Here is a 21,989-nt window from a genome sequence, read left to right as displayed (position 1 = left end):
CCCCGGTAGCCATGGAGGAAAAGCTCAAGGCAGCAGCATGAACCTAAAGCGGTGTCCAAAATTTCTTGACCGGTTCAAGCTCGCTCCTACAATCCGCCGGGAGGCATGGCTTCTCGTAGGATGGGTGGAGCGAAGCGATACCCATCGCCATGACCGCATGGGTTTCGCCAAGGCTCAACCCATCCTACGCAAAGCACCTCGGCGCAGTTGGAGCGCGCCGGGAGGCATGGCATATCCCGCGTAGGGCGCATAACCGTTCGCGGTTATCCGCCAATGCACCGAGGCCACAGCCAACGCCCAGGTCAACCCCGGGGCCGCCGGGAACCAAGGCCAAACGGCGGATAACGCCGTAGGCGTTATCCGCCCTACGCGCCCCCGGCCGAAATGCCGGCCATCCCTCCAAGGCTTGAACCGGGCCGCGCATTGGCCCAGTCTTGAGCCAGACGCCTTACCAAGACATCACAACAACAAGGATATCGTCATGTTCGAAATCACCGCTCACCCGGTGCCGGACGCCGTTCGCCAGCGTGCCTACCTCGACGAGGAGGACTACCAGCGCCTCTACCGCCAATCCATCGAACAACCGGACGTGTTCTGGGGCGAACAGGCCAGGGCCCTGCTCGACTGGTTCAAGCCCTGGCACTCCGTGCACCACGGCGACCTGGCCCGTGGCCAGGCCAGCTGGTTCAAGGGCGGCCAGCTCAACGTCGCCTACAACTGCATCGACCGCCACCTGGAACAGCGCGGCGAACAGGTCGCCATCATCTGGGAAGGCGACAACCCCGCCGAGTCCGCCCACATCACCTACCGCAAGCTGCACAGCCACGTCTGCCGCCTGGCCAACGTGCTCAAGAGCCGCGGCGTGGAGAAGGGCGACCGGGTGTGCATCTACATGCCGATGATCCCCGAGGCGGCCTACGCCATGCTGGCCTGCGCGCGCATCGGCGCCATCCACTCGGTGGTGTTCGGCGGCTTCTCGCCGGATTCCCTGCGCGACCGCATCCTCGACGCCGACTGCCGCACCGTGATCACCGCCGACGAGGGCGTGCGCGGCGGCAAGTACATCCCGCTCAAGCAGAACGTGGAAAAGGCCCTGCAGGACTGCCCGAACGTCTCCACCGTGGTGGTGGTGCAGCGCACCCAGGGCAAGGTGCCCTGGGTCGAGGGCCGCGACCTCTGGTACCACGAGGTCCTGCACGGCGCCAGCGAGGACTGCCCGCCGGAGCCCATGGACGCCGAGGACCCGCTGTTCATCCTCTACACCTCCGGCTCCACCGGCAAGCCCAAGGGCGTGCTGCACACCACCGGCGGCTACCTGCTGGGCGCGGCCATGACGCACAAGTACGTGTTCGACTACCACGAGGGTGACATCTACTGGTGCACCGCCGACGTCGGCTGGGTCACCGGGCACAGCTACATCGTCTACGGCCCGCTGGCCAACGGCGCCACCACCCTGATGTTCGAAGGCGTGCCCAGCTACCCGGACGCCTCGCGCTTCTGGCAGGTGATCGACAAGCACCAGGTGAACATCTTCTACACCGCGCCCACTGCCATCCGCGCCCTGATGCGCGAAGGCGAGGAGCCGGTGAAGAAAACCTCGCGCGCCAGCCTGCGCCTGCTCGGCTCGGTGGGCGAGCCGATCAACCCGGAAGCCTGGGAGTGGTACTACCACGTGGTCGGCGAGACCCGCTGCCCGATCGTCGACACCTGGTGGCAGACCGAGACCGGCAGCATCCTCATCACCCCGCTGCCCGGCGCCACCTCCCTCAAGCCCGGCTCGGCGACCCTGCCGTTCTTCGGCGTGCAGCCGGTGCTGCTGGACGAACAGGGCAAGGAGATCGACGGCCCCGGCGCCGGCGTGCTGGCCATCAAGGCCAGTTGGCCGAGCCAGATCCGCAGCATCTACGGCGACCACCAGCGCATGGTCGACACTTACTTCAAGCCCTACCCCGGCTACTACTTCACCGGCGACGGCGCGCGCCGCGACGAGGACGGCTACTACTGGATCACCGGGCGCGTCGACGACGTGATCAACGTCTCCGGCCACCGCATCGGCACCGCCGAGGTGGAAAGCGCCCTGGTGCTGCACGACGGCATCGCCGAGGCCGCGGTGGTGGGCTACCCCCACGACCTCAAGGGCCAGGGCATCTACGCCTTCGTCACGCCGATGAACGGCACCGAGCCCAGCGACGAATTGAAGCAGGAGCTGCTGGCGCTGGTCAGCAAGGAGATCGGCAGCTTCGCCAAGCCGGAGGTGCTGCAGTGGGCGCCGGGCCTGCCGAAGACCCGTTCGGGCAAGATCATGCGGCGCATCCTGCGCAAGATCGCCTGCAACGAGCTGGACAACCTCGGCGACACCTCGACCCTCGCCGACCCCGGCGTGGTCCAGGGGCTGATCGACAATCGCATCAATAGGTGAGGAGCAGCTGCAAGCTGCAAGCTGCAAGCTGCAAGCTGCAAGGCAGGGTGCCTGCGGTTAAGCTTATGGTGTGCACCACTTGTAGCTTGACGCTTGAGGCTTGCAGCTCGTCGCCATGGAAACCGTTCGCCGTCATATCGAAAGCCAGGTCCTGAGCCTGACCGGACTCGCCCTCGGGGGCGTCGACTTCGAATCCCCCAAGGGCGACCCGGGGCTGTTCGGCCCCGACTCGGCCTGCTGGAAGGTCCATGGCGACTTCAGCTCCATGCTCATCGGCGGCATCAGCGCCCTGCTCCTGCAGATGCTCCACCCCGCCGCCCTGGGCGGCGTGTGGGACCACTCCAACTTCCGCGCCGACATGCTCGGGCGCCTGCGCCGCACCGGCCAGTTCATCTCCACCACCACCTACGGCTCGGTGGCCGACGCCGAGAAGCTGATCGCCCGGGTGCGGCGCATCCACGACGGCGTCAGCGGCACCCTGCCCGACGGCACGACCTACGCGGCCAGCGACCCGGACCTGCTGACCTGGGTGCACGTCGCCGAGGTCAGCTGCTTCCTCAAGTCGCACCTGCGCTACCTGAACCCCGACCTGCCCGGCAGCGAGCAGGACCGCTACTACGACGAGATCGCCCTGGTCGCCGAGCGCCTGGGCGCCCGCGACGTGCCGCGCTCGCGCCAGGAGGTGGCCGAGTACCTGGAACGCATGCGCCCCCGGTTGCGCTACAACGAGCGCACCCGCGACGTGGTCGAGGTACTGCTCGACGCCCCGGCGCCCAGCTCCCTGGCCAGGCCCTTCAGCGCCCTGATGATGCGCGCCGGCATCGACCTGCTGCCGGACTGGGCCGCCGACATGCTCGGCTTCTCCCTGCGCCCGCTGCAGCGCCAGCTGATCCGCGCCAGCGTGAAGCGCAGCGTGCCGCTGCTGCGCTGGGCGGTGCGCAACGGCTCGCTGCACCGCGCGCGCCGGCGCATGGGCCTGCCGCCGCTGCGCTGACCCTCGGGGTCGGCGCCTGACCACCCGGTTCGAGGAGTGGCCCGCCACGCACGGGCTGTGCAACCATGCCGGTTCGTTCGCCGCGGCCCGCGCCGCCCCATGCTGAGGATTCGTGTCATGCAAGATGTCGTCATAGTCGCTGCCACCCGCACCGCCATCGGCAGCTTCCAGGGTTCCCTGTCGGCCCTGCCGGCCCATGAACTGGGCGCCGCGGTGATCCGCCGCCTGCTCGAGCAGACCGGCGTGGCCCCCGAGGCGGTCGACGAAGTCATCCTCGGCCAGACCCTCACCGCCGGCGCCGGGCAGAACCCCGCGCGCCAGGCCGCCATCGCCGCCGGCCTGCCGAACAGCGTACCGGCGATGACCGTCAACAAGGTCTGCGGCTCGGGCCTGAAGGCCCTGCACCTGGCGGCCCAGGCCATCCGCTGCGGTGATGCCGAGGTGGTCATCGCCGGCGGCCAGGAGAACATGAGCCTGTCGCCCTACGTGCTGCCCAAGGCCCGCACCGGCCTGCGCATGGGCCATGCGCAGCTGCTCGACAGCATGATCGTCGACGGCCTGTGGGACGCCTTCAACGACTACCACATGGGCATCACCGCCGAGAACCTGGTGGACAAGTACGGCATCAGCCGCGAAGCGCAGGACGCCTTCGCCGCCGAGTCCCAGCGCAAGGCCGCCGAGGCCATCGCCGCCGGGCGCTTCGAGGCGGAGATCACCCCCATCGAGATTCCCCAGCGCAAGGGCGAGCCGCTGCGCTTCGCCGTCGACGAGCAGGTCCGCGCCGGCACCAGCGCCGAGGCCCTGGGCAAGCTCAAGCCGGCCTTCAGGAAGGACGGCAGCGTCACCGCCGGCAATGCGTCCACGCTCAACGACGGCGCCGCCGCCGTGCTGCTGATGAGTGCCGCCAAGGCCGCCGAGCTGGGCCTGCCGGTGCTGGCGCGCATCGCCGCCTACGCCAATGCCGGCGTCGACCCGGCGATCATGGGCATCGGCCCGGTGTCCGCCACCCGCCGTTGCCTGGACAAGGCCGGCTGGCAGATCGCCGAGCTGGACCTGATCGAGGCCAACGAAGCCTTCGCCGCACAGGCCCTGGCGGTAGGCCAGGAGCTGGGCTGGGACGCCGCCAGGGTCAACGTCAACGGCGGCGCCATCGCCCTGGGCCACCCCATCGGCGCCTCGGGCTGCCGCGTGCTGGTCACCCTGCTGCACGAAATGCTCCGCCGCGATGCGAAGAAGGGCCTCGCCACCCTCTGCATCGGCGGCGGCCAGGGCGTCGCGCTGGCCCTGGAGCGCTGAACCTCGCCGGGCGCGGCCGCACGGTCGCGCCAACTGGGCTATCTTCATTGGGCGGATCGCGCCTTCAAGGATTGCCCATGAACAAACGCGTCATCGTGGTGGAGGATCACCCGGCCATGCGCCTGGCGATCCGCTCCCTGCTCGCCCAGGACCCCCAGTTCGAAATCGTCGGCGAGGCCGACGACGGCAACGCCGGGCTCAACCTGGTGCGCCAGCAAAAGCCCGACCTGGTCATCCTCGACCTCAACCTGCCGGGCATGGACGGCATGGACCTGCTGGCGCGGGTGCACATCTTCGACGAGAACATCCGCCTGCTGGTGCTCAGCTCCCAGGACGAGCGCCTCTACGCCGGGCGCGTGGAGGCCGCCGGCGGGCACGGCTTCGTCAGCAAGAACAAGGACACCGCGGCCATCCTCAACGCCGCGCGCATGCTGGTCGCCGGCTACCGCTGCTTCCCCGAGCGCCCCCTGGGCGCGCCCGGGCAGCCCGGCGACGACCCGGTGGCGATGCTCACCCCGCGCGAGCTGGTGGTGCTGCGCAGCCTGGTGCGCGGCCTGAGCAACAAGCAGATCGCCGAGGAACTGTTCCTCAGCCAGAAGACCGTCAGCACCTACAAGACGCGCATCCTCGAGAAACTGCAACTGAGCAGCCTGGTGGACCTGGTGGAGTTCGCCCGCCAGCACAACCTGCAGGCCTGATCGCCGCGACCGACTGCCACGGCTCAGGATTTTGAACTTTGCACGCGTGCCATACTCCGAGGGTACGCCACGACGGAAGACGACTCCCGCTATGCCCAAAGGATTGATTCGCGCGATCGGCACCCTGGTGCTGCTGTTCCTCCTCTATTGCCTGCTGGGCTTCCTGATACTCCCCGGCATCGCCCTGCGCTTGGCCAACCAGCAACTGGCCCAGTACGCCACCGTGCCGGCGCACATCGAGCGCATCGAACTGAACCCCTTCAGCCTGGAGCTGAACGTCTGGGGCCTGCGCATCGGCGCGCCGGGCCAGGAGCAGGTGGCCTTCGAGCGGCTCTACGCCAACCTCGAGCTGGACAGCCTGTGGACGCGCCAGCTGCACCTGGCCGACGTGCAACTGGACAAGCCCCATGGCGAAGTGGTGTTCGCCGAGGACGGCAGCCTCAACCTCACCCGCCTGTTCAAGCTGCCGCCCAGCCAGCCGCAGCCCGAGCAGCCGGACAGCAAGCCTTTCCCGCTGCGCATCCAGCGCATCGCCCTGAGCCAGGGCAGCGTGCACTTCCAGGACAACCGCCCGAGCGAGCAGGTGGACTTCGTCTTCGACCCGCTGGGCTTCGAGCTGAACAACCTCAGCACCCTGCCCGACAGCGGCGCGCAGATGACCCTCAGCGGCACCGGCCCGCACGGCGGCAAGCTCGACTGGAAGGGCGACCTCAGCCTGACCCCGCTCGCCTCCAGCGGCAGCCTGTCGATCCAGGGCATCCCGCTCAAGGCCTGGTGGCCCTACGTGCGCGACAACGTTCCGCTGGAACTGCAGAAAGGCATCCTCAGCGTCGCCACCGACTACAAGCTCGACCTGAGCAAGGACACCCAGCTGCTGCTGGAGAAGACCAGCGCCAACCTGCGCGACCTCGACCTGAAGAGCCCGGCCGGCAAGCCGCTGGTCACCCTGGCCAGCCTCGACGTGGCCGAGACCAGCATGGACCTGGCCAAGCGCGAAGTGGCGGTCGGCCAGATCCGCAGCCAGGGCCTGGAAACCTGGGCCGCCCGCGAGAAGGACGGCCAGCTCGACTGGCAGAAGCTCTTCGCCGACTTCCAGAAGCCCGCGCGCAAGCCGGCGCCCAGCCCGGCCCCCGCCGAACCGCCGGCGCCCGCAGCCGATGCCGCGGCGAAACCCGAGCCCGCTGCCCCGGCGGACAAAACCGAAACCCGGGCCGCGGCGAAACCCGAGGCCAAGCCTGAAGCCCAAGCCCAAGCCCAAGCCCAAGCCCAAGCCCAAGCCCAAGCCCAAGCCCAAGCCCAAGCCCAAGCCCAAGCCGACCAGGCTGCGGCCGCCGCCGACAAGCCGGCAAGCCCGCCGCCGGAGCCGGCCAAGCCGACCGAGCCGCAGAAACCCTGGCACGTGGTGCTGCGCGACACCCAGTTGCGCGGCTACAAGGTGCACCTGGCCGACCGCGTGCCGGCCAAGCCGGTGGCCCTGGACGTCGGCCCGCTGGACCTCGACCTGCAGGACGTCGACAGCTCGCTGACCCAGGCCCTGCAACTGCGCCTGAAGACCGGCATCGGCAACCGCGGGCAGATCGAGGCCAGCGGCAGCGTCACCCCCAACCCGGTCAGCGCCAGACTCAAGGTCGCCACCCGCGACATCGACCTGCGCCTGGCGCAGTCGTACCTCGAGCCCTTCATCCGCCTGGAACTGCGCAGCGGCTTCCTCGCCAGCAAGCTCGACGTCGACCTCAAGAGCACCGAGCCGCTGGCCTTCAGCGTCGGCGGCAGCGCCGAGGTCAGCCAGTTGCACACCCTGGACACCCTCAAGAGCCGCGACTTCGTCAAATGGCAGAAGCTCACCCTCGACGGGCTGGCCTACAAGCATGGCGACAGCCTGGTGATCCAGAGCCTGTCCTTCGAGCAGCCCTACGCGCGCTTCATCATCAACGAGGACCGCAGCACCAACGTCAGCGAGCTGATCATCGCCCAGCCCGAACAGCCGACGGCCAAGGGCCCCGCCAGCCCGGCTAAGGCTGGCAGCGACAAGCCCCTGGGCATCCACATCGGCGGCATCCGCATCAACGACGGCTCGGCCAACTTCGCCGACCTGACCCTGCGCCCGGACTTCGCCACCGCCATCCAGCAGCTGGGCGGCGAGATCGGCACCCTCGACAACCGCAACCCGCAGCCGGCCAGCGTCGACATCAAGGGCAAGGTCGACAAGTACGCCCCGGTGACCATCAAGGGCAGCCTCAACCCCTTCTCGCCGCTGGAGAAACTGGACATCGCCACCAGCTTCAAGCGCGTCGAGCTGACCACCCTGACGCCCTACTCCGGCAAGTTCGCCGGCTACCGCATCCGCAAGGGCCGGCTCAACCTCGACCTGCACTACCAGATCACCAAGGGCCAGCTGAAGGCCGACAACAAGGTGCTGGTGGAACACCTGCAGCTGGGCGAGAAGGTCGACAGCCCCGACGCCGTCGACCTGCCGGTGAAACTGGCGGTGGCCCTGCTCAAGGACACCAACGGCAACATCGACATCCAGCTGCCGGTGGAAGGCGACCTGAACAACCCGCAGTTCAGCGTCATGCCCATCGTCTGGCAGACCCTGCGCAACCTGGTTCTGCGCGCCGTGCAGGCGCCCTTCAAGTTCATCGCCGGCCTGGCCGCCGGCGGTGGCGACGAGGACCTGGGCAACGTGCCCTTCGCCGCCGGCTCCAGCGAGCTGACGCCCGCCGCCCAGGGCAACCTCGACAAGCTCGCCGGCGCGCTCAAGCAGCGCCCGGCGCTGAAACTGGAAGTCGAAGGGGTCAGCGCCGCCGCGGCCGACGGCCCGCTGCTGGCCGAGCAGCGCCTGCAGCAGGAATTCCGCAGCAACTACTACAAGATGCTGCAGCGCCGCGGCGACAAGGTGCCCAGCGACGCCAGCCAACTGGAGGTGCCGGAAGACCTGCAGCCGGCCCTGCTCGAAGGCATCTACCGCACGCGCCTGAAGAAACAGCCGCCAGCCGAGTGGCAGCAGCTGGACAAGGACGAGCGCACCGCCAAGCTGCGCCAGGCGGTGCTCGACTCCTGGAGCGGCAGCCAGCTGCTGTTGCGCAAGCTGGCCCAGGAGCGCGGCGCGCACATCAAGGACTATCTGGTCACCAAGGGCGGCCTGGGGGATGATCGCATCTACCTGATCGACGTCAGCCAGGCCGAGGTGGAAAAGGGCGGCGAGGTCGTCACCCAGCTCCATCTCGACAGCGAATGAGGCGAGCCCCGATGAAGTTCCTGCCCCTGCTGGCCGCCGCCCTGCTGCTGGCCAGCGCCACCGCCCGGGCCGACAGCATGCGCTGCGGCAGCGCCCTGGTCAGCGTCGGCGACCGCGCCTGGGAAGTGGAGCAGAAGTGCGGCGCGCCGGACCACCGCGACGACGTCGGCTACACCCTGGGCGGCTACGATCGCCGCGAGTTCAAGGTCGAGGAATGGGTGTACGGCCCGCGCAACGGCGCCACCTACATCCTCACCTTCGAAGCCAACCGCCTGAAGCGCATCGAATTCAAGCGCGACTGACCCGCGGAGCCCGCATGCGCCCCAGCCTCCTCGCCCTCCCCCTGCTGCTGCTCGCCGCCACGGCGCAGGCCGACAGCTTGCGCTGCGGCAGCCGCCTGATCAGCAGCGGCGACACCACCGGCGACGTGCTCGAGCGCTGCGGCCAGCCAGTGGACCGCTCCTACCTGGGCAACCGCATCGTCGTCGGCGACTGGGGCCAGCGCGAGGAGGTGCGGGTGGAGGAATGGATCTACGGCCCCTGGAACGGCATGCTGTATTTCGTGCGCTTCCGCGGCAACCGCATCGACGCCATCCAGAGCAAGCGCAGCAACTGACAGACAGCGCCCGATGCCGGTGATAGTCTCGCGCCATCACCGCCAAGGACAGGTCGCCCATGCTCATCGTGCCCGCCGAACACCCGCTGGACTGGAAGAAGCCGCCGCTGGTGACGCTGCTGCTGATCCTGCTCAACTGCCTGATCTTCTTCGTCTACCAGGGTGGCGACCGGGCCCGCCAGGAACAGGCCGTGGGCGTCTACCTGGAGCTGGACCTGCTGGGCCGCGAGCGTGCGCTGTTCGGCGAGTCGCTGGCGCGCCGCGAGAAGCTGGACGACAACCAGAAGCGCGCCATCGAGGGCCTGCGCCGCCAGGACCTGGCCTGGCTGATCCTCCGCGACCTGGAGTTCGGCCATGAGCTGCGCGGCCAGCCGGCCTTCCAGCAGGACCCGGCCTGGCAATCGGCGCGGGCCAGCGCCGAGGCCGCGCGCGACCGCCTGAGTTCGCTGCGCTTCGGCTTCATCCCCGCGCAGTTCAGCCTGCAGGGGCTGTTCGGCTCCATGTTCCTGCACGGCGACTTCTGGCACCTGGCCGGCAACATGGTGTTCCTGTTCATCTTCGGCTTCGCCCTGGAAATCGCCCTGGGCCGTCTCAAGTACCTGGCCCTGTACCTGGTCAGCGGGCTCTGCTCCGGCCTGCTGTGGTGGGCGCTGGACCCGGTGTGGGTCACCGGCATCGGCGCCTCCGGCGCCATCTCCGGGCTCATGGGCATGTACATCGGCGTGTACGGGCTGCGGCGCATCCGCTTCTTCTACTGGCTGGGGCCGCTGCTCGGCTACTTCAGCGCGCCGGCGCTGTGGATACTGCCGCTGTGGATGGGCAAGGAGCTCTACGGCCTGCTGCGCGCCGCCGACCACGTCAACTACTACGCCCACCTCGGCGGCCTGGCCTCGGGCTTCCTGCTGGTGTGGCTGCCGCGCCGCTTCGGGCGCCTGGAGGTGGACGAGGCCTACCTGGCCAAGGAAGACCCGGACGCCGCCTTCAAGCGCGACCTGGCGGCGCTGGATGCGCTGATCGGCCGCTTCGCCCTGGACCAGGCGGCGAGCCGCGGGCAGGAGCTGCTGCTGCGCCACCCCGGGCGCCTGCTGCTGGTGGAGCGCCTGTACGGCGTGGCCGTGTCCCGCCAGGACGCCGCGCTGCTCGGCGCCGTGCTCAAGCAATTGTTCGCCCTGCCGCCGAACGAGGCCGCCGGCCTGCTGCGCCGCCTGGCCGACGACAGCGCCGGGGAGAAACAGCGCCAGCTGGCCCACCCCGTGGTGCAACTGCACCTGCTGCAGAGGCTCCTGCAGCTGGAGGACGGACCGCGGGCCCTGGGGGCCTGGCGGCGCCTGGCGAAAAACGGCCAGCACCCGGCGCAACTCCCGCAGATGACGCTGCAACTGGCCAAGCGCCTCGGCGCCCAGCGCGACAGCCAGGGCCTGCGCGAACTGGCGCAGTTCCTTCGCCAGCGCTACCCCGAGGCCGAGCAGACGCGCCAGCTGGCGCTCTACCAGGAGCAGCTGGCGCGCTGACGAAAAAGGCCCCGCCAGCTTGCGCCGACGGGGCCTGGTGCGAAGCCGCCCGGCGTTACAGGCGGTCGCTGAAGTCGCGCACTTCCTGCTCGGCGCGGTCACGGCTCCAGCCGTAACGCTCCTGCAGCTTGCCGACCAGGTATTCGGCATGTCCGTCCGCCACCTTCAGGTCGTCGTCGGTCAGCTTGCCCCACTTCTCCTTGAGGGTGCCGGACAGCTGCTTCCACTTGCCTTTGATCACATCGGTGTTCATGGGGGACTCCCGTTCGCGGGGGGCCCGGGGCGACCCGGGCCCACATGAATCAGTCCACGGCCTTCAGGCCATCGGCGGAGACCGCCGTGACACCCTTGATGCCCTTCGCGGTCTGGATCGCCAGGTCGCGTTCGGCCTCGGTCTTGACCGTGCCGGACAGGGCCACCACGCCCTTGTTGGTTTCCACCTTGATGCTGGTGCCGCTGATGTCCTTGTTGGCGATCAGGCTGGATTTCACCTTGCTGGTGATCCAGGTATCGGAAACCGCTTCCTCGGTCTTCTGCACGGTGTCATTCGCAGCGAGGGTCGTCGGTTGCGCGAACACCGAGTTGGCGAACGAGAAGCTCAAAGCGGTAGCGGTGGCAGCGGCCAGGGCCAGTTTGCTGAAACGGTGTTTCATGGCGATCTCTCCTGTACTTTGCAAGGAACTGCGACCATGCCTGGCGGCAGTTTCACAAGGGATATCGCAAGCTCCGGGCCAGCTTTTGCGGAAAAACAAACTCCTTAATATTCAATCACTTATATATACAGATCGACACCGGAACATGGGCAATTTGCACAGTAGGCCCCGCCTGGCCGTGCAAACTGCATGGCCCTAGCCGTCCTGGCGGGCCATCTTCTCCAGCACCTGTTCCAGGCTGGCCACCTCGGCGAGCAGCGGCGAGTCCGGGTAGCGCAGGCGGATGAACGCCAGCAGCTTGCCGGCCGGCTCGAGCTGCCCCAGGCCTTCGGCGAAGCCGCGCGCGGCCATCAGGTAGGCCCGCGGAATCTGCGGGTACTGCGGGAAGCGCTGGTGCAGGTTGCGCAACAGGCTGAGGGCTTCGCGGGCCTTGTGGCGCTGCAGCAGCACCTCGGCGATGCGCTCGCACACCAGCGGGTCGTCCGGCAGGTAGTCGGCCTGCAACTGCCGGGCGTTGAGCAGGGCGCTGGCCGCCAGCTGCGGGTTCAGCCGCGTCGCCAGGGGCAGGTAGAGGGCCAGGTGGGCCAGGCAGGCGTCGCGCTCGTTCAGCCCGTACAGCAACTGGTGGTAGCGCTCGTTCAGGCGCAGGTCCTCGGGGTCCTGGCGCAGGGCCGCCGCCAGGGTCTCCATGGCAGCACCGCCCTGCCCTTCCTTCACCCGCACCTCGGCTTCGGCCAGGGCCCGGCGCCGACGCCATTCGGCCTCGGGGAAGCCTTCCACGACGTCGTCGCCGGCCACCGCGTAGCCCAGCGCGCCCTGGTACTGGAACACGGCGTACCCCATCATCGCGCACATCACCACGCCGAAGTAGCCGAGCAGCGCCACCAGCACCGGCATCAGCACCACCTTGGGCAGGCCGAAGCCGAGCAGCCAGGCCAGGTAGTTCGGCGATTGCCAGAGGATGAACAGGAAGACGCAGAGGATCAGGTAGCGCCAACCCATGGCGCCGATCACCTGGCCGACTTCCACCGGGCTGAGCGCCGAGCCCAGGCTCTTGTCCAGGGCCAGGCGGATGACGCTGGCCGGCAGCACCAGCACCAGGGCGACGTTCACCACCCAGAACAGCGAGGGATTGTCGAAGTCCGCGGCCAGCCACAGCAGCACCGCGGCCACGATGAACACCGCCAGCTGGCGCAGGAAGGCGCCCAGGCTGGAGAGGTCGAAGGCCTCACCCAGGCCGGGCGCGTCGTTGCTGCCCAGGCTGACAGCCTCGATGACGCTGTGCAGGTACTTGGTGGCCACGCTCAGCAGGGCCAGCCACAGCAGCAGTACGCTGGGCATGAACAGGCTGGCCAGGGCCAGCGCCGCGGCGAACATCAGCGGGCCCGGCTGCAGGGCGTAGGCGAAGAACTTCGGCAGGCGCTCCCAGAACGGCTGGGCGCTGTTGGCCGCGCCCAGGTACTGCAGGCCGTTGCGGCACAGCGGGCAGGCCGGGGCGTATTCCGGCACGTCGGCGTTCAGCGGCACGCAGCAGTCGCCGTAGTGCCGCTGGCACGGCAGGCAGAACCAGGTGGCGGGCTGCGCCTGGTAGTAGTGGCAGTAGTGCTTGTCCATCGGCCTGGCTTTCCTTGCGTGCTGGCGAGGCGCCATTGTCCAGGCAAAAAAAGAGGGCCCGCAAGGGGCCCTCTTTTCATTTTGCTACCGCTTGGAACCTGTTCACGATCTCGCGCGGTGCGCGGCAGATCGTGGACGGGGTTCCTCAGACGCCGGAAGCTTCGGCAGCGGCAACATCCTTGATGGACAGCTTGATGCGGCCGCGGTTGTCCACGTCCAGCACCAGGACCTTGACTTCCTCGCCTTCCTTGAGCACGTCGGTGACCTTGTCGATGCGCTTGTCGCTGATCTGCGAGATGTGCACCAGGCCGTCCTTGCCCGGCAGGATGTTGACGAAGGCGCCGAAGTCGACGATGCGCTCGACCTTGCCGACGTAGATCTTGCCGATCTCGGCTTCCGCGGTGATGCCCAGGACGCGCTGCTTGGCGGCCTCGGCAGCTTCCTTGGTCTCGCCGTAGATCTTCACGCTGCCGTCGTCCTCGATGTCGATCGAGGCCTTGGTCTCTTCGCAGATGCCGCGGATGGTGGCGCCGCCCTTGCCGATGACGTCGCGGATCTTGTCCGGATCGATCTTCATCGACAGCATGGTCGGGGCGTTTTCCGACAGCTCGGCGCGCGGCTGGGCGATGACCTGGTTCATCTGGCCGAGGATGTTCAGGCGCGCTTCCAGAGCCTGCTCCAGGGCGATCTCCATGATCTCTTCGGTGATGCCGTTGATCTTGATGTCCATCTGCAGGGCGGTGACGCCCTTGTCGGTACCGGCGACCTTGAAGTCCATGTCGCCCAGGTGGTCTTCGTCACCCAGGATGTCGGTCAGGACGGCGAACTTGTCACCTTCCTTCACCAGGCCCATGGCGATACCGGCAACCGGCGCCTTGACCGGCACGCCGGCGTCCATCAGCGCCAGGGAAGCGCCGCACACGGAAGCCATGGAGCTGGAACCGTTGGATTCGGTGATCTCGGAAACCACGCGGATGGTGTAGGGGAACTCGTCCTGCGCCGGCAGCATGGCGGCGACGCCACGGCGGGCCAGGCGGCCGTGGCCGATTTCGCGACGGCCCGGGCTGCCCATGCGGCCGCACTCGCCCACCGAGAACGGCGGGAAGTTGTAGTGCAGCATGAAGGGGTCCTTGCGCTCGCCTTCGAGGGTGTCGAGCAGCTGCGCATCACGGGCGGTGCCGAGGGTGGCGACGACCAGGGCCTGGGTTTCGCCGCGGGTGAACAGGGCCGAACCGTGGGTCTTGCCGAGTACGCCGACTTCGATCTTCAGCGGACGCACGGTGCGGGTGTCGCGGCCGTCGATACGCGGTTTGCCGTTGACGATGTTCTCGCGAACGGTGCGGTATTCCAGCAGGCCGAACACGTCCTTGACTTCGCTGGCCGGGTACTGGCCTTCGCCTTCGCCGGCGAACCTGGCGACGATTTCCTCGCGCAGGGCGTCCAGGGCGGCGTAGCGGTCCTGCTTGATGGTAACGGTGTAGGCCTCGGAGATCGCAGCACCGAACTCGGCCTTGATGGCGTTGACCAGGGCGGTGTTCTCGGCCGGGGCGCTCCAGTTCCAGGTCGGCTTGCCGGCTTCGGTCGCCAGTTCGGCGACGGCGCGGATGACCGCCTGGAATTCTTCATGGGCGTACAGCACGGCGCCCAGCATCTGGTCTTCGGTCAGCTCGTCGGCTTCGGACTCGACCATCAGCACGGCGTCGGAGGTACCGGCCACGACCATGTCGAGGCTGGAGCTCTGCAGTTGCTCGTAGGTCGGGTTGAGGATGTAGCCGACTTCCGGGTGGAAGCCCACGCGGGCGGCGCCGATCGGGCCGGCGAAGGGGATGCCGGAGATCGCCAGGGCGGCGGAGGTGCCGATCATGGCGGCAATGTCCGGATCGGTCTTCTTGCCGGTGGAAACGACGGTGCAGACGACCTGCACTTCGTTCATGAAGCCTTCGGGGAACAGCGGGCGGATCGGACGGTCGATCAGGCGCGAGGTCAGGGTTTCCTTCTCGGAAGGACGGCCTTCACGCTTGAAGAAGCCGCCGGGGATGCGGCCGGCTGCGTAGGTCTTCTCCTGGTAGTGGACGGACAGCGGGAAGAAGCCCTTGTTCGGGTCGGCCTGCTTGGCGCCCACGACGGTGACCAGCACGGTGACGTCGTCCATGCTGACCAGCACGGCGCCGGTGGCCTGGCGGGCGATGCGGCCAGTCTCGAGGGTTACGGTCGATTGACCGAACTGGAATTTCTTGGTTACCGGGTTCACGGTGTCTTTACCTTCACTTAGTTGCCTTGGGGGAAATCGTGGAAATGCCGGGAGTCGGACCCGATTACATTCCCTAAAAAGCGAGAAGCCGGGAGCCCGAAGCCGAAGGCCGGTTCGCACCGCCCATCAACTCCAGACTCCCAGCTTCCCACTTCAGGCTTGCCGTCTTAGCGACGCAGGCCCAGGCGACCGATCAGGGCGCTGTAACGAGCAGTGTCCTTGTTCTTCAGGTAGTCCAGCAGCTTGCGGCGCTGGTTGACCATGCGGATCAGGCCACGACGGGAGTGGTGGTCTTTGCCGTTGGCCTTGAAGTGGTCCTGCAGCTTGTTGATGTTGGCGGACAGCAGGGCAACCTGCACTTCCGGGGAACCGGTGTCGCCTTCAGCTTGCTTGTACTCGTTTACGATCTGGGCTTTCTCTTGGACGCTCAGTGCCATGATGGGCTTTCCTCTGAGGTAACAGGCCAGGGACTTTTCCCTGTGTTCATAAAGGAGGTGTGACCGTGCCTGTTGACAGCCACCCTCGGGTTTCCGGCCTTACGACCGAATCAGTCGACGCGGCGCGATACGCCCGTCGTCGGTCACCTCACCGATACCGATGAAGCGACCCTCGTGATCCTGTACCCGCAGCATGCCGAACTTCGGTGCCTCGGGTGCGCGTACCGGCTGCCCATGCAGCCAGTAGTAGGCGCTGTGCTCGGACAGCTGCAGCAGCGGCCAGTGTTCCAGGCCGGCATCCACCGGCAGCAGGAAGCGGTCGAGGGCCTCGTTGCCGCCCTCGGCGTGGGCCTGCACCAGTTCATCCAGCGTCACCGCCTGGGCCAGCCCGAAGGGGCCTGCCTGGGTACGGCGCAGTGCGGCCACATGGGCACCGCAGCCCAACTCGCGGCCGATGTCCTCGACCAGGGTGCGGATGTAGGTGCCCTTGCTGCAGGAAACGGCCAGGGTGGCGCAGGGCGCCTCGAAGGCCAGCAGTTCCAGGCGCGCAATAGTAACAGAACGCGCCTCGCGCTCCACTACCTCTCCTGCACGGGCCAGCTTGTACAGCGGCTGGCCGTCCTTCTTCAGTGCCGAATACATCGGCGGCACCTGCTCTATCTCGCCGCGGAACCGCGGCAGCACGGCCTCCAGGGCCTCCCGACCGACGGTCACCTGGCGCTCCTCGAGCACCTCGCCCTCGGCGTCGCCGGTGGTGGTGGTGACGCCCAGCCGGGCCTGGGTCTCGTAGCCCTTGTCGGCATCGAGCAGGTACTGGGAGAACTTGGTCGCCTCGCCGAAGCACAGCGGCAGCACACCGGTGGCCAGGGGGTCGAGGCTGCCGGTGTGCCCGGCCTTCTCGGCGTTGAGCAGCCAGCGCACCTTCTGCAGGGCCTGGTTGGAGCTCATGCCGCGCGGCTTGTCGAGCACCAGCACGCCGTCGACCGCACGGCGGATACGTTTCACCTGGGCCACGCCTTACTCCTCGGAACCGCCACCGTGGCGACGGTCTTCGGCCACCGCCCGCTCGATCAGCGCCGACAGCTCGGCACCGCGACGGATACTGGCGTCGTAGCTGAAATGCAGCTGCGGCACGGTGCGCAGCTTCATCGCCTTGCCCAGGTGCATGCGCAGGAAACCGGCGGCGTCGTTGAGGATCGAGGTGTTCTGCTTGATCACCTCGGCATTGTCGTCCTGCCCCATCACGGTGATGAACACCTTGGCGTGGGACAGGTCGCGCGCCACGTCGACGCCGGTGATGGTCACCAGGCCCAGGCGCGGGTCCTTGACCTCGCGCTGGATGAGCAGCGCCAGTTCGCGCTGCATCTGATCGCCGATACGCTGGGTACGGCTGTACTCTTTGGCCATTTTCCTAACCTGCTTCCGGCAGCCCGAAGGCACCGGACGAATAAGCGGCAAACGCCCGGGACAGCGGATGGCCGGCCCGGGCGCTGCGATTACGCTCGTCTGCCCTTACAGGGTACGAGCGACTTCGACCTTCTCGAACACTTCGATCTTGTCGCCGACGCGGACGTCGTTGTAGCTCTTCACGCCGATACCGCACTCCATGCCGGCACGGACTTCGGCAACGTCGTCCTTGAAGCGGCGCAGCGATTCCAGCTCGCCCTCGAAGATCACCACGTCGTCGCGCAGTACGCGGATCGGACGGTTGCGGTGCACCAGGCCCTCGGTGACCATGCAGCCGGCGACCGCGCCGAACTTCGGCGAACGGAACACGTCACGCACTTCGGCGATACCCAGGATGTTCTCGCGGACATCGCTGCCGAGCATGCCGGTGAGGGCTTTCTTGACGTCTTCGATGATGTCGTAGATCACGTTGTAGTAACGCATGTCCAGGCCTTCGGCCTCGACGATCTTGCGCGCACCGGCGTCGGCACGGACGTTGAAGCCGAACAGCACCGCGTTGGAGGCCAGCGCCAGGTTGGCATCGGACTCGGTGATGCCACCGACGCCGCCGCCGACCACGCGGACCTGCACTTCTTCGTTGCCCAGGCCGCTGAGCGAGCCCTGCAGGGCTTCCAGGGAACCCCGAACGTCGGCCTTGAGGACGATGTTGAGGGTCTTCTTCTCTTCCTGGCCCATGCTCTCGAAGATGTTTTCCAGCTTCGCCGACTGCTGGCGGGCCAGCTTGACCTCGCGGAACTTGCCCTGGCGGAACAGCGCGACTTCGCGGGCCTTCTTCTCGTCGGCGACCACGGTCACTTCGTCACCGGCATCCGGGGTGCCGTCCAGGCCGAGGATCTCGACCGGGATGGACGGGCCGGCTTCCTTGATCGGCTTGCCGTTCTCGTCGAGCATGGCGCGCACGCGGCCATAGTTGACGCCGCAGAGGATCATGTCGCCCTGGCGCAGGGTACCGTCCTGGACCAGCACGGTGGCCACCGGGCCACGGCCCTTGTCCAGGCGCGACTCGACCACCACGCCACGGCCGGGGGCCGACGGGGTGGCCTTGAGCTCCAGGACTTCGGCCTGCAGCAGCACGGCTTCGAGCAGTTCGTCGACGCCGGTACCCATCTTCGCCGAGACCGGTACGAAGGGCGCGTCGCCGCCCCACTCTTCCGGGATCACGTCGAGCGCGGCCAGGCCGTTCTTGATGTTGTCCGGGTTGGCGTCGGGCTTGTCGATCTTGTTGATCGCGACCACGATCGGCACGCCAGCGGCTTTCGCGTGCTGGACGGCTTCCTGGGTCTGCGGCATCACGCCGTCGTCGGCCGCCACCACCAGGATGACGATGTCGGTCGCCTGGGCACCACGGGCACGCATCGCGGTGAACGCGGCGTGGCCGGGGGTGTCGAGGAAGGTGACCATGCCGCGGTCGGTTTCCACGTGGTAGGCGCCGATGTGCTGGGTGATGCCACCGGCTTCGCCCGCGGCCACCTTGGCGCGACGGATGTAGTCGAGCAGCGAGGTCTTGCCGTGGTCGACGTGGCCCATCACGGTCACCACCGGCGCACGGGATACCGCCTCGCCTTCGAACTTCAGCGACTCGGCCAGTTGCTCTTCCAGGGCGTTCTCGCTGACCAGCTTGACCTTGTGGCCGAGTTCTTCGGCGATCAGTTGGGCGGTCTCCTGGTCGAGTACCTGGTTGATGGTCACCGGGGTGCCCATCTTGAACATGAACTTGACGACTTCGGCGCCCTTCACCGACATCTGCTGAGCCAGCTCAGCAACTGTGATGGTCTCGCCGATACTCACTTCGCGCACAATCGGTCCTGTCGGGCTCTGGAACCCGTGCTGGTTACGCTTCTTCAGCTTCGACTTGCCGCGACCGCCGCCACGACGACCGAAACTGTCATCGTCATCCACGCCGGAGCGGACAACGCGCGGAGCAGTGGTCTTTTCCTTTTCCTTGATCGACGGGCGATGCTGGGCATGCTTGCGATCACGACGCTCGTCTTCCTCGCCACGCTTCGGCGGACGGCGCACTTCGGCTTCCTTCTTGCGCTCATCGCCGGCAGCCGGAGCGGCGGCGGGAGCGGCAGCCGCAGCGGCAACGGCCGGCGCCTCGGCAGCGACTGCGGGGGCAGCCGGCTGCGGAGCCTGTTCAGGCTGGCGACGGGCCGCTTCCTCGGCCTGACGGCGGGCTTCGGCCTCGGCCTTCTGACGGGCCTCTTCCTCTGCCTTCAGGCGAGCGGCCTCTTCGGCGGCGCGCTGCTCTTCCAGCTCGCGCTGACGCTCGGCCTCGATCTCGTCGGGGCTGCGCTTGACGTAGGTTTTCTTCTTGCGAACCTCGACGCTCACCGTCTTGCTGCCAGCCACCCGCAGGGTGGAAGTGGTCTTACGCTGCAGGGTGATCTTGCGCGGTTCTTCCAGGCGGTCGCCATGGCTACCCTTGAGGTGCGCCAGCAGAGCCTGCTTCTCGTTGTCGGTCACTACCTGCTCGGCACTGCTGTGCGGCAGGCCCGCCTCGCGCATCTGCTGCAGCAGGCGCTCGACCGGCGTATCGACCGTTTTGGCCAGTTCTTTCACCGTGACTTGCGTCATGCATTTCTCTCCTCAGGCCGCGAATGCTTACTCGAACCAATGGGCCCGGGCGGCCATGATCAACTTGCCGGCACGCTCTTCGTCCATGCCGTCGATGTCGAGCAGGTCGTCGATCGACTGCTCGGCAAGATCTTCACGGGTGGTTACGCCACGCAGCACCAGGTCCAAGGCCAGCTCTTTGGTCATGCCATCGAGGCTGAGCAGGTCTTCGGCCGGTTGCGCGTCGGCAAGTTTTTCCTCGGTCGCGATGGCTTTGGTCAACAGACGGTCCTTGGCGCGCGAGCGCAGCTCGTTGACGATGTCCTCGTCGAAGCCGTCGATGTTGAGCATCTCTTCCATCGGTACGTAGGCGATTTCTTCCAGGGTGGTGAAGCCTTCCTCGACCAGCACCTGGGCCAGCTCCTCGTCGACATCCAGCTCGTCGACGAAGCGCTGCAGGATGTCACCGGTCTCGGCCTGCTGCTTGGCCTGGATGTCGGCCTCGGTCATCACGTTCAGCGTCCAGCCGGTCAGCTGGCTGGCCAGGCGGACGTTCTGGCCGCTGCGGCCGATGGCCTGGGCCAGGTTGTCCTCGGCGACGGCGATATCCATGGTGTGGGTATCTTCGTCGACGATGATCGCCGCCACTTCGGCCGGGGCCATGGCGTTGATGACGAACTGCGCCGGGTTGTCGTCCCAGAGCACGATATCCACGCGCTCACCACCCAGCTCGCCGGAGACGGCCTGGACGCGCGAACCACGCATGCCGATGCAGGCGCCCTGCGGGTCGATGCGCTTGTCCTTGGAGCGTACCGCGATCTTGGCGCGCGAACCCGGGTCCCGGGCGGCGGCCATGACATCGATCAGCTGCTCGGCGATTTCCGGCACCTCGATGCGGAACAGCTCGATCAGCATCTCCGGCGCGGTGCGCGAGAGGACCAGTTGCGGGCCGCGGTTCTCGCTGCGGATTTCCTTGAGCAGGGCACGCACGCGGGTGCCGACGCGGAAGGTCTCGCGCGGGATGATCTGGTCGCGGGCCAGCAGCGCTTCGGCGTTGTTGCCCAGGTCGACGATGACGTTGTCGCGGGTGACCTTCTTGACGGTGCCGGAGATGATCTCGCCGACCTTCTCGCGGTAGGCGTCGACCACCTGGGCGCGCTCGGCCTCGCGGACCTTCTGCACGATGACCTGCTTGGCGGTCTGGGCGGCGATGCGGCCGAACTCGATGGACTCGATCTTCTCTTCGATGACGTCGCCGGCCTTGGTGCCCGGATGGCTTTCCTGCACGTCCTCGACGGTCAGCTCGGCGGCCGGGTTGGAGTAGTCCTCGTCTTCGACCACGGTCCAGCGGCGGAAGGTGTCGTAGTTGCCGTTGGCGCGGTTGATCTGCACGCGCAGGTCGACCTCGTCCTCGAAACGCTTCTTGGTGGCGGTCGCCAGAGCCAGTTCCAGCGCTTCGAAAATCACGCCGGGCGGTACGCCCTTCTCGTTGGACACCGACTCAACAACCAGCAGTACTTCTTTGCTCATCGTACGCCTCGCCTTTCAATCCATTGGAATCCGCTTGATCCGCGGCTCACTCAAATCGGGGAATGATGTTGGCCTTATCGATCGAATCGATCGGCAGCAGGTATTCGTGGTCCTCCACCAGGACCACCACGTCCTGCTCCTCCACACCGCGGAGGATGCCCTGGAAGTTGCGCCGCCGCTCGAAGGGCACGCGCAGCTTGATCTTCACTTGCTCGCCAACGTAGCGGGCGAACTGCTCGAGGGTGAACAGCGGACGGTCCATGCCCGGGGAGGAAACCTCCAGGGTGTATTCGCCGCTGATCGGGTCTTCGACGTCCAGTACGCCGCTGACCTGACGACTGACCTTTTCGCAGTCCTCGATCAGGATGCCGTCGGCCTTGTCGATATAGACCCTCAGCAGGGAATGACGTCCCTGGGACAGGAACTCGAGGCCCCAGCACTCGTAGCCGAGCGCCTCTACCACAGGGGCCAGCAAGGCCTGCAACTGTTCTAGCTTGCTCGACACCTGATCGCCTCGCGTATGCCGTAGAAACGAAAAATGGGCGAAACGCCCATCCCTAAAGGGCCGCCCTGCATCGGCGGCGCGGACTGTCCAGCTAGCAAAAAGCCCCTGAAAAGGGGCTCTGCCATAACTGGTTGCGGGAGCTGGATTTGAACCAACGACCTTCGGGTTATGAGCCCGACGAGCTACCAGACTGCTCCATCCCGC

18 protein-coding genes are annotated in these 21,989 nt (G+C 67.2%); 8 read left to right on the top strand and 10 right to left on the bottom strand.

Going from position 1 to position 21,989, the window contains the following annotated elements:
• Positions 1 to 481: 481 nt before the first annotated feature.
• The 8 genes from acs (at position 482) to VV867_RS29400 (ending at position 10,772) form a co-directional block, all read left to right on the top strand.
• A complete protein-coding gene (gene acs, locus VV867_RS29435) occupies positions 482 to 2,419 on the top strand; it encodes an acetate--CoA ligase (RefSeq protein WP_109935393.1) in 1,938 nt (645 codons plus the stop codon).
• A gap of 115 nt (positions 2,420 to 2,534) precedes the next feature.
• Positions 2,535 to 3,413 (top strand): oxygenase MpaB family protein, encoded by an 879-nt coding sequence (locus VV867_RS29430; protein ID WP_109935392.1) that lies wholly within the window; start codon positions 2,535 to 2,537, stop codon positions 3,411 to 3,413.
• A 117-nt stretch (positions 3,414 to 3,530) separates the two neighbouring features.
• On the top strand, positions 3,531 to 4,709 hold the full coding sequence (locus VV867_RS29425) for an acetyl-CoA C-acetyltransferase (protein ID WP_328568298.1): 1,179 nt from the start codon (positions 3,531 to 3,533) through the stop codon (positions 4,707 to 4,709).
• Positions 4,710 to 4,786: 77 nt separating this feature from the next.
• Positions 4,787 to 5,407: a response regulator transcription factor gene (locus VV867_RS29420; protein WP_089390247.1), complete on the top strand. Its 621-nt coding sequence runs from the start codon at positions 4,787 to 4,789 to the stop codon at positions 5,405 to 5,407.
• Between the two features lie 91 nt (positions 5,408 to 5,498).
• Positions 5,499 to 8,645 (top strand): DUF748 domain-containing protein, encoded by a 3,147-nt coding sequence (locus VV867_RS29415; RefSeq protein WP_328568297.1) that lies wholly within the window; start codon positions 5,499 to 5,501, stop codon positions 8,643 to 8,645.
• A gap of 11 nt (positions 8,646 to 8,656) precedes the next feature.
• Complete coding sequence (locus VV867_RS29410; RefSeq protein WP_089390245.1) at positions 8,657 to 8,947, top strand: DUF2845 domain-containing protein; 291 nt, start codon at positions 8,657 to 8,659, stop codon at positions 8,945 to 8,947.
• A gap of 14 nt (positions 8,948 to 8,961) precedes the next feature.
• The gene (locus tag VV867_RS29405) at positions 8,962 to 9,261 is read left to right on the top strand and encodes a DUF2845 domain-containing protein (protein ID WP_328568296.1); all 300 of its coding nucleotides are present in this window, start codon (positions 8,962 to 8,964) and stop codon (positions 9,259 to 9,261) included.
• A 59-nt stretch (positions 9,262 to 9,320) separates the two neighbouring features.
• Positions 9,321 to 10,772, top strand: coding sequence for a rhomboid family intramembrane serine protease (locus VV867_RS29400; RefSeq protein WP_328568295.1), 1,452 nt, complete (start codon positions 9,321 to 9,323; stop codon positions 10,770 to 10,772).
• A gap of 55 nt (positions 10,773 to 10,827) precedes the next feature.
• On the opposite strand, the gene VV867_RS29395 is transcribed toward VV867_RS29400, so the two are convergent.
• The 10 genes from VV867_RS29395 to rimP form a co-directional block, all read right to left on the bottom strand.
• The gene (locus VV867_RS29395; RefSeq protein ID WP_109934571.1) at positions 10,828 to 11,025 is read right to left on the bottom strand and encodes a CsbD family protein; all 198 of its coding nucleotides are present in this window, start codon (positions 11,023 to 11,025) and stop codon (positions 10,828 to 10,830) included.
• Between the two features lie 49 nt (positions 11,026 to 11,074).
• A complete protein-coding gene (locus tag VV867_RS29390) occupies positions 11,075 to 11,425 on the bottom strand; it encodes a BON domain-containing protein (RefSeq protein ID WP_109934570.1) in 351 nt (116 codons plus the stop codon).
• 195 nt (positions 11,426 to 11,620) lie between these two features.
• The gene (locus tag VV867_RS29385; RefSeq protein WP_328568294.1) at positions 11,621 to 13,039 is read right to left on the bottom strand and encodes a tetratricopeptide repeat protein; all 1,419 of its coding nucleotides are present in this window, start codon (positions 13,037 to 13,039) and stop codon (positions 11,621 to 11,623) included.
• 145 nt (positions 13,040 to 13,184) lie between these two features.
• The gene (pnp, locus tag VV867_RS29380; protein ID WP_275628578.1) at positions 13,185 to 15,290 is read right to left on the bottom strand and encodes a polyribonucleotide nucleotidyltransferase; all 2,106 of its coding nucleotides are present in this window, start codon (positions 15,288 to 15,290) and stop codon (positions 13,185 to 13,187) included.
• 167 nt (positions 15,291 to 15,457) lie between these two features.
• A complete protein-coding gene (gene rpsO, locus VV867_RS29375) occupies positions 15,458 to 15,727 on the bottom strand; it encodes a 30S ribosomal protein S15 (protein WP_009613036.1) in 270 nt (89 codons plus the stop codon).
• 99 nt (positions 15,728 to 15,826) lie between these two features.
• Entirely contained in the window at positions 15,827 to 16,741 is a 915-nt protein-coding gene (gene truB, locus VV867_RS29370; protein ID WP_109934567.1) for a tRNA pseudouridine(55) synthase TruB, read from the bottom strand.
• A gap of 3 nt (positions 16,742 to 16,744) precedes the next feature.
• Positions 16,745 to 17,134, bottom strand: a complete 390-nt coding sequence (gene rbfA / locus VV867_RS29365) for a 30S ribosome-binding factor RbfA (RefSeq protein WP_089390237.1) — start codon at positions 17,132 to 17,134, stop codon at positions 16,745 to 16,747.
• Between the two features lie 105 nt (positions 17,135 to 17,239).
• The gene (infB, locus tag VV867_RS29360) at positions 17,240 to 19,771 is read right to left on the bottom strand and encodes a translation initiation factor IF-2 (RefSeq protein WP_089390236.1); all 2,532 of its coding nucleotides are present in this window, start codon (positions 19,769 to 19,771) and stop codon (positions 17,240 to 17,242) included.
• Positions 19,772 to 19,798: 27 nt separating this feature from the next.
• Positions 19,799 to 21,280: a transcription termination factor NusA gene (nusA, locus tag VV867_RS29355; protein WP_089390235.1), complete on the bottom strand. Its 1,482-nt coding sequence runs from the start codon at positions 21,278 to 21,280 to the stop codon at positions 19,799 to 19,801.
• A 46-nt stretch (positions 21,281 to 21,326) separates the two neighbouring features.
• Positions 21,327 to 21,785 (bottom strand): ribosome maturation factor RimP, encoded by a 459-nt coding sequence (rimP, locus tag VV867_RS29350; protein WP_089390234.1) that lies wholly within the window; start codon positions 21,783 to 21,785, stop codon positions 21,327 to 21,329.
• Positions 21,786 to 21,989 lie beyond the last annotated feature (204 nt).

This window comes from Pseudomonas sp. JH-2 (genome assembly GCF_036231725.1).
GTDB lineage: Bacteria > Pseudomonadota > Gammaproteobacteria > Pseudomonadales > Pseudomonadaceae > Pseudomonas > Pseudomonas delhiensis.
The sequence above is the reverse complement of the archived record's forward strand: the minus strand, read 5'-3'. Positions and strand labels throughout refer to the sequence as shown.

Excerpts from the sequence above, each read along its gene's own strand:
- acs (WP_109935393.1), top strand. The coding sequence starts at position 482 with ATGTTCGAAATCACCGCTCACCCGGTGCCGGACGCCGTTCGCCAGCGT.
- VV867_RS29430 (WP_109935392.1), top strand. The coding sequence starts at position 2,535 with ATGGAAACCGTTCGCCGTCATATCGAAAGCCAGGTCCTGAGCCTGACC.
- VV867_RS29425 (WP_328568298.1), top strand. The coding sequence starts at position 3,531 with ATGCAAGATGTCGTCATAGTCGCTGCCACCCGCACCGCCATCGGCAGC.
- VV867_RS29420 (WP_089390247.1), top strand. The coding sequence starts at position 4,787 with ATGAACAAACGCGTCATCGTGGTGGAGGATCACCCGGCCATGCGCCTG.
- VV867_RS29415 (WP_328568297.1), top strand. The coding sequence starts at position 5,499 with ATGCCCAAAGGATTGATTCGCGCGATCGGCACCCTGGTGCTGCTGTTC.
- VV867_RS29410 (WP_089390245.1), top strand. The coding sequence starts at position 8,657 with ATGAAGTTCCTGCCCCTGCTGGCCGCCGCCCTGCTGCTGGCCAGCGCC.
- VV867_RS29405 (WP_328568296.1), top strand. The coding sequence starts at position 8,962 with ATGCGCCCCAGCCTCCTCGCCCTCCCCCTGCTGCTGCTCGCCGCCACG.
- VV867_RS29400 (WP_328568295.1), top strand. The coding sequence starts at position 9,321 with ATGCTCATCGTGCCCGCCGAACACCCGCTGGACTGGAAGAAGCCGCCG.
- VV867_RS29395 (WP_109934571.1), bottom strand. The coding sequence starts at position 11,025 with ATGAACACCGATGTGATCAAAGGCAAGTGGAAGCAGCTGTCCGGCACC.
- VV867_RS29390 (WP_109934570.1), bottom strand. The coding sequence starts at position 11,425 with ATGAAACACCGTTTCAGCAAACTGGCCCTGGCCGCTGCCACCGCTACC.
- VV867_RS29385 (WP_328568294.1), bottom strand. The coding sequence starts at position 13,039 with ATGGACAAGCACTACTGCCACTACTACCAGGCGCAGCCCGCCACCTGG.
- rpsO (WP_009613036.1), bottom strand. The coding sequence starts at position 15,727 with ATGGCACTGAGCGTCCAAGAGAAAGCCCAGATCGTAAACGAGTACAAG.
- rbfA (WP_089390237.1), bottom strand. The coding sequence starts at position 17,134 with ATGGCCAAAGAGTACAGCCGTACCCAGCGTATCGGCGATCAGATGCAG.
- infB (WP_089390236.1), bottom strand. The coding sequence starts at position 19,771 with ATGACGCAAGTCACGGTGAAAGAACTGGCCAAAACGGTCGATACGCCG.
- nusA (WP_089390235.1), bottom strand. The coding sequence starts at position 21,280 with ATGAGCAAAGAAGTACTGCTGGTTGTTGAGTCGGTGTCCAACGAGAAG.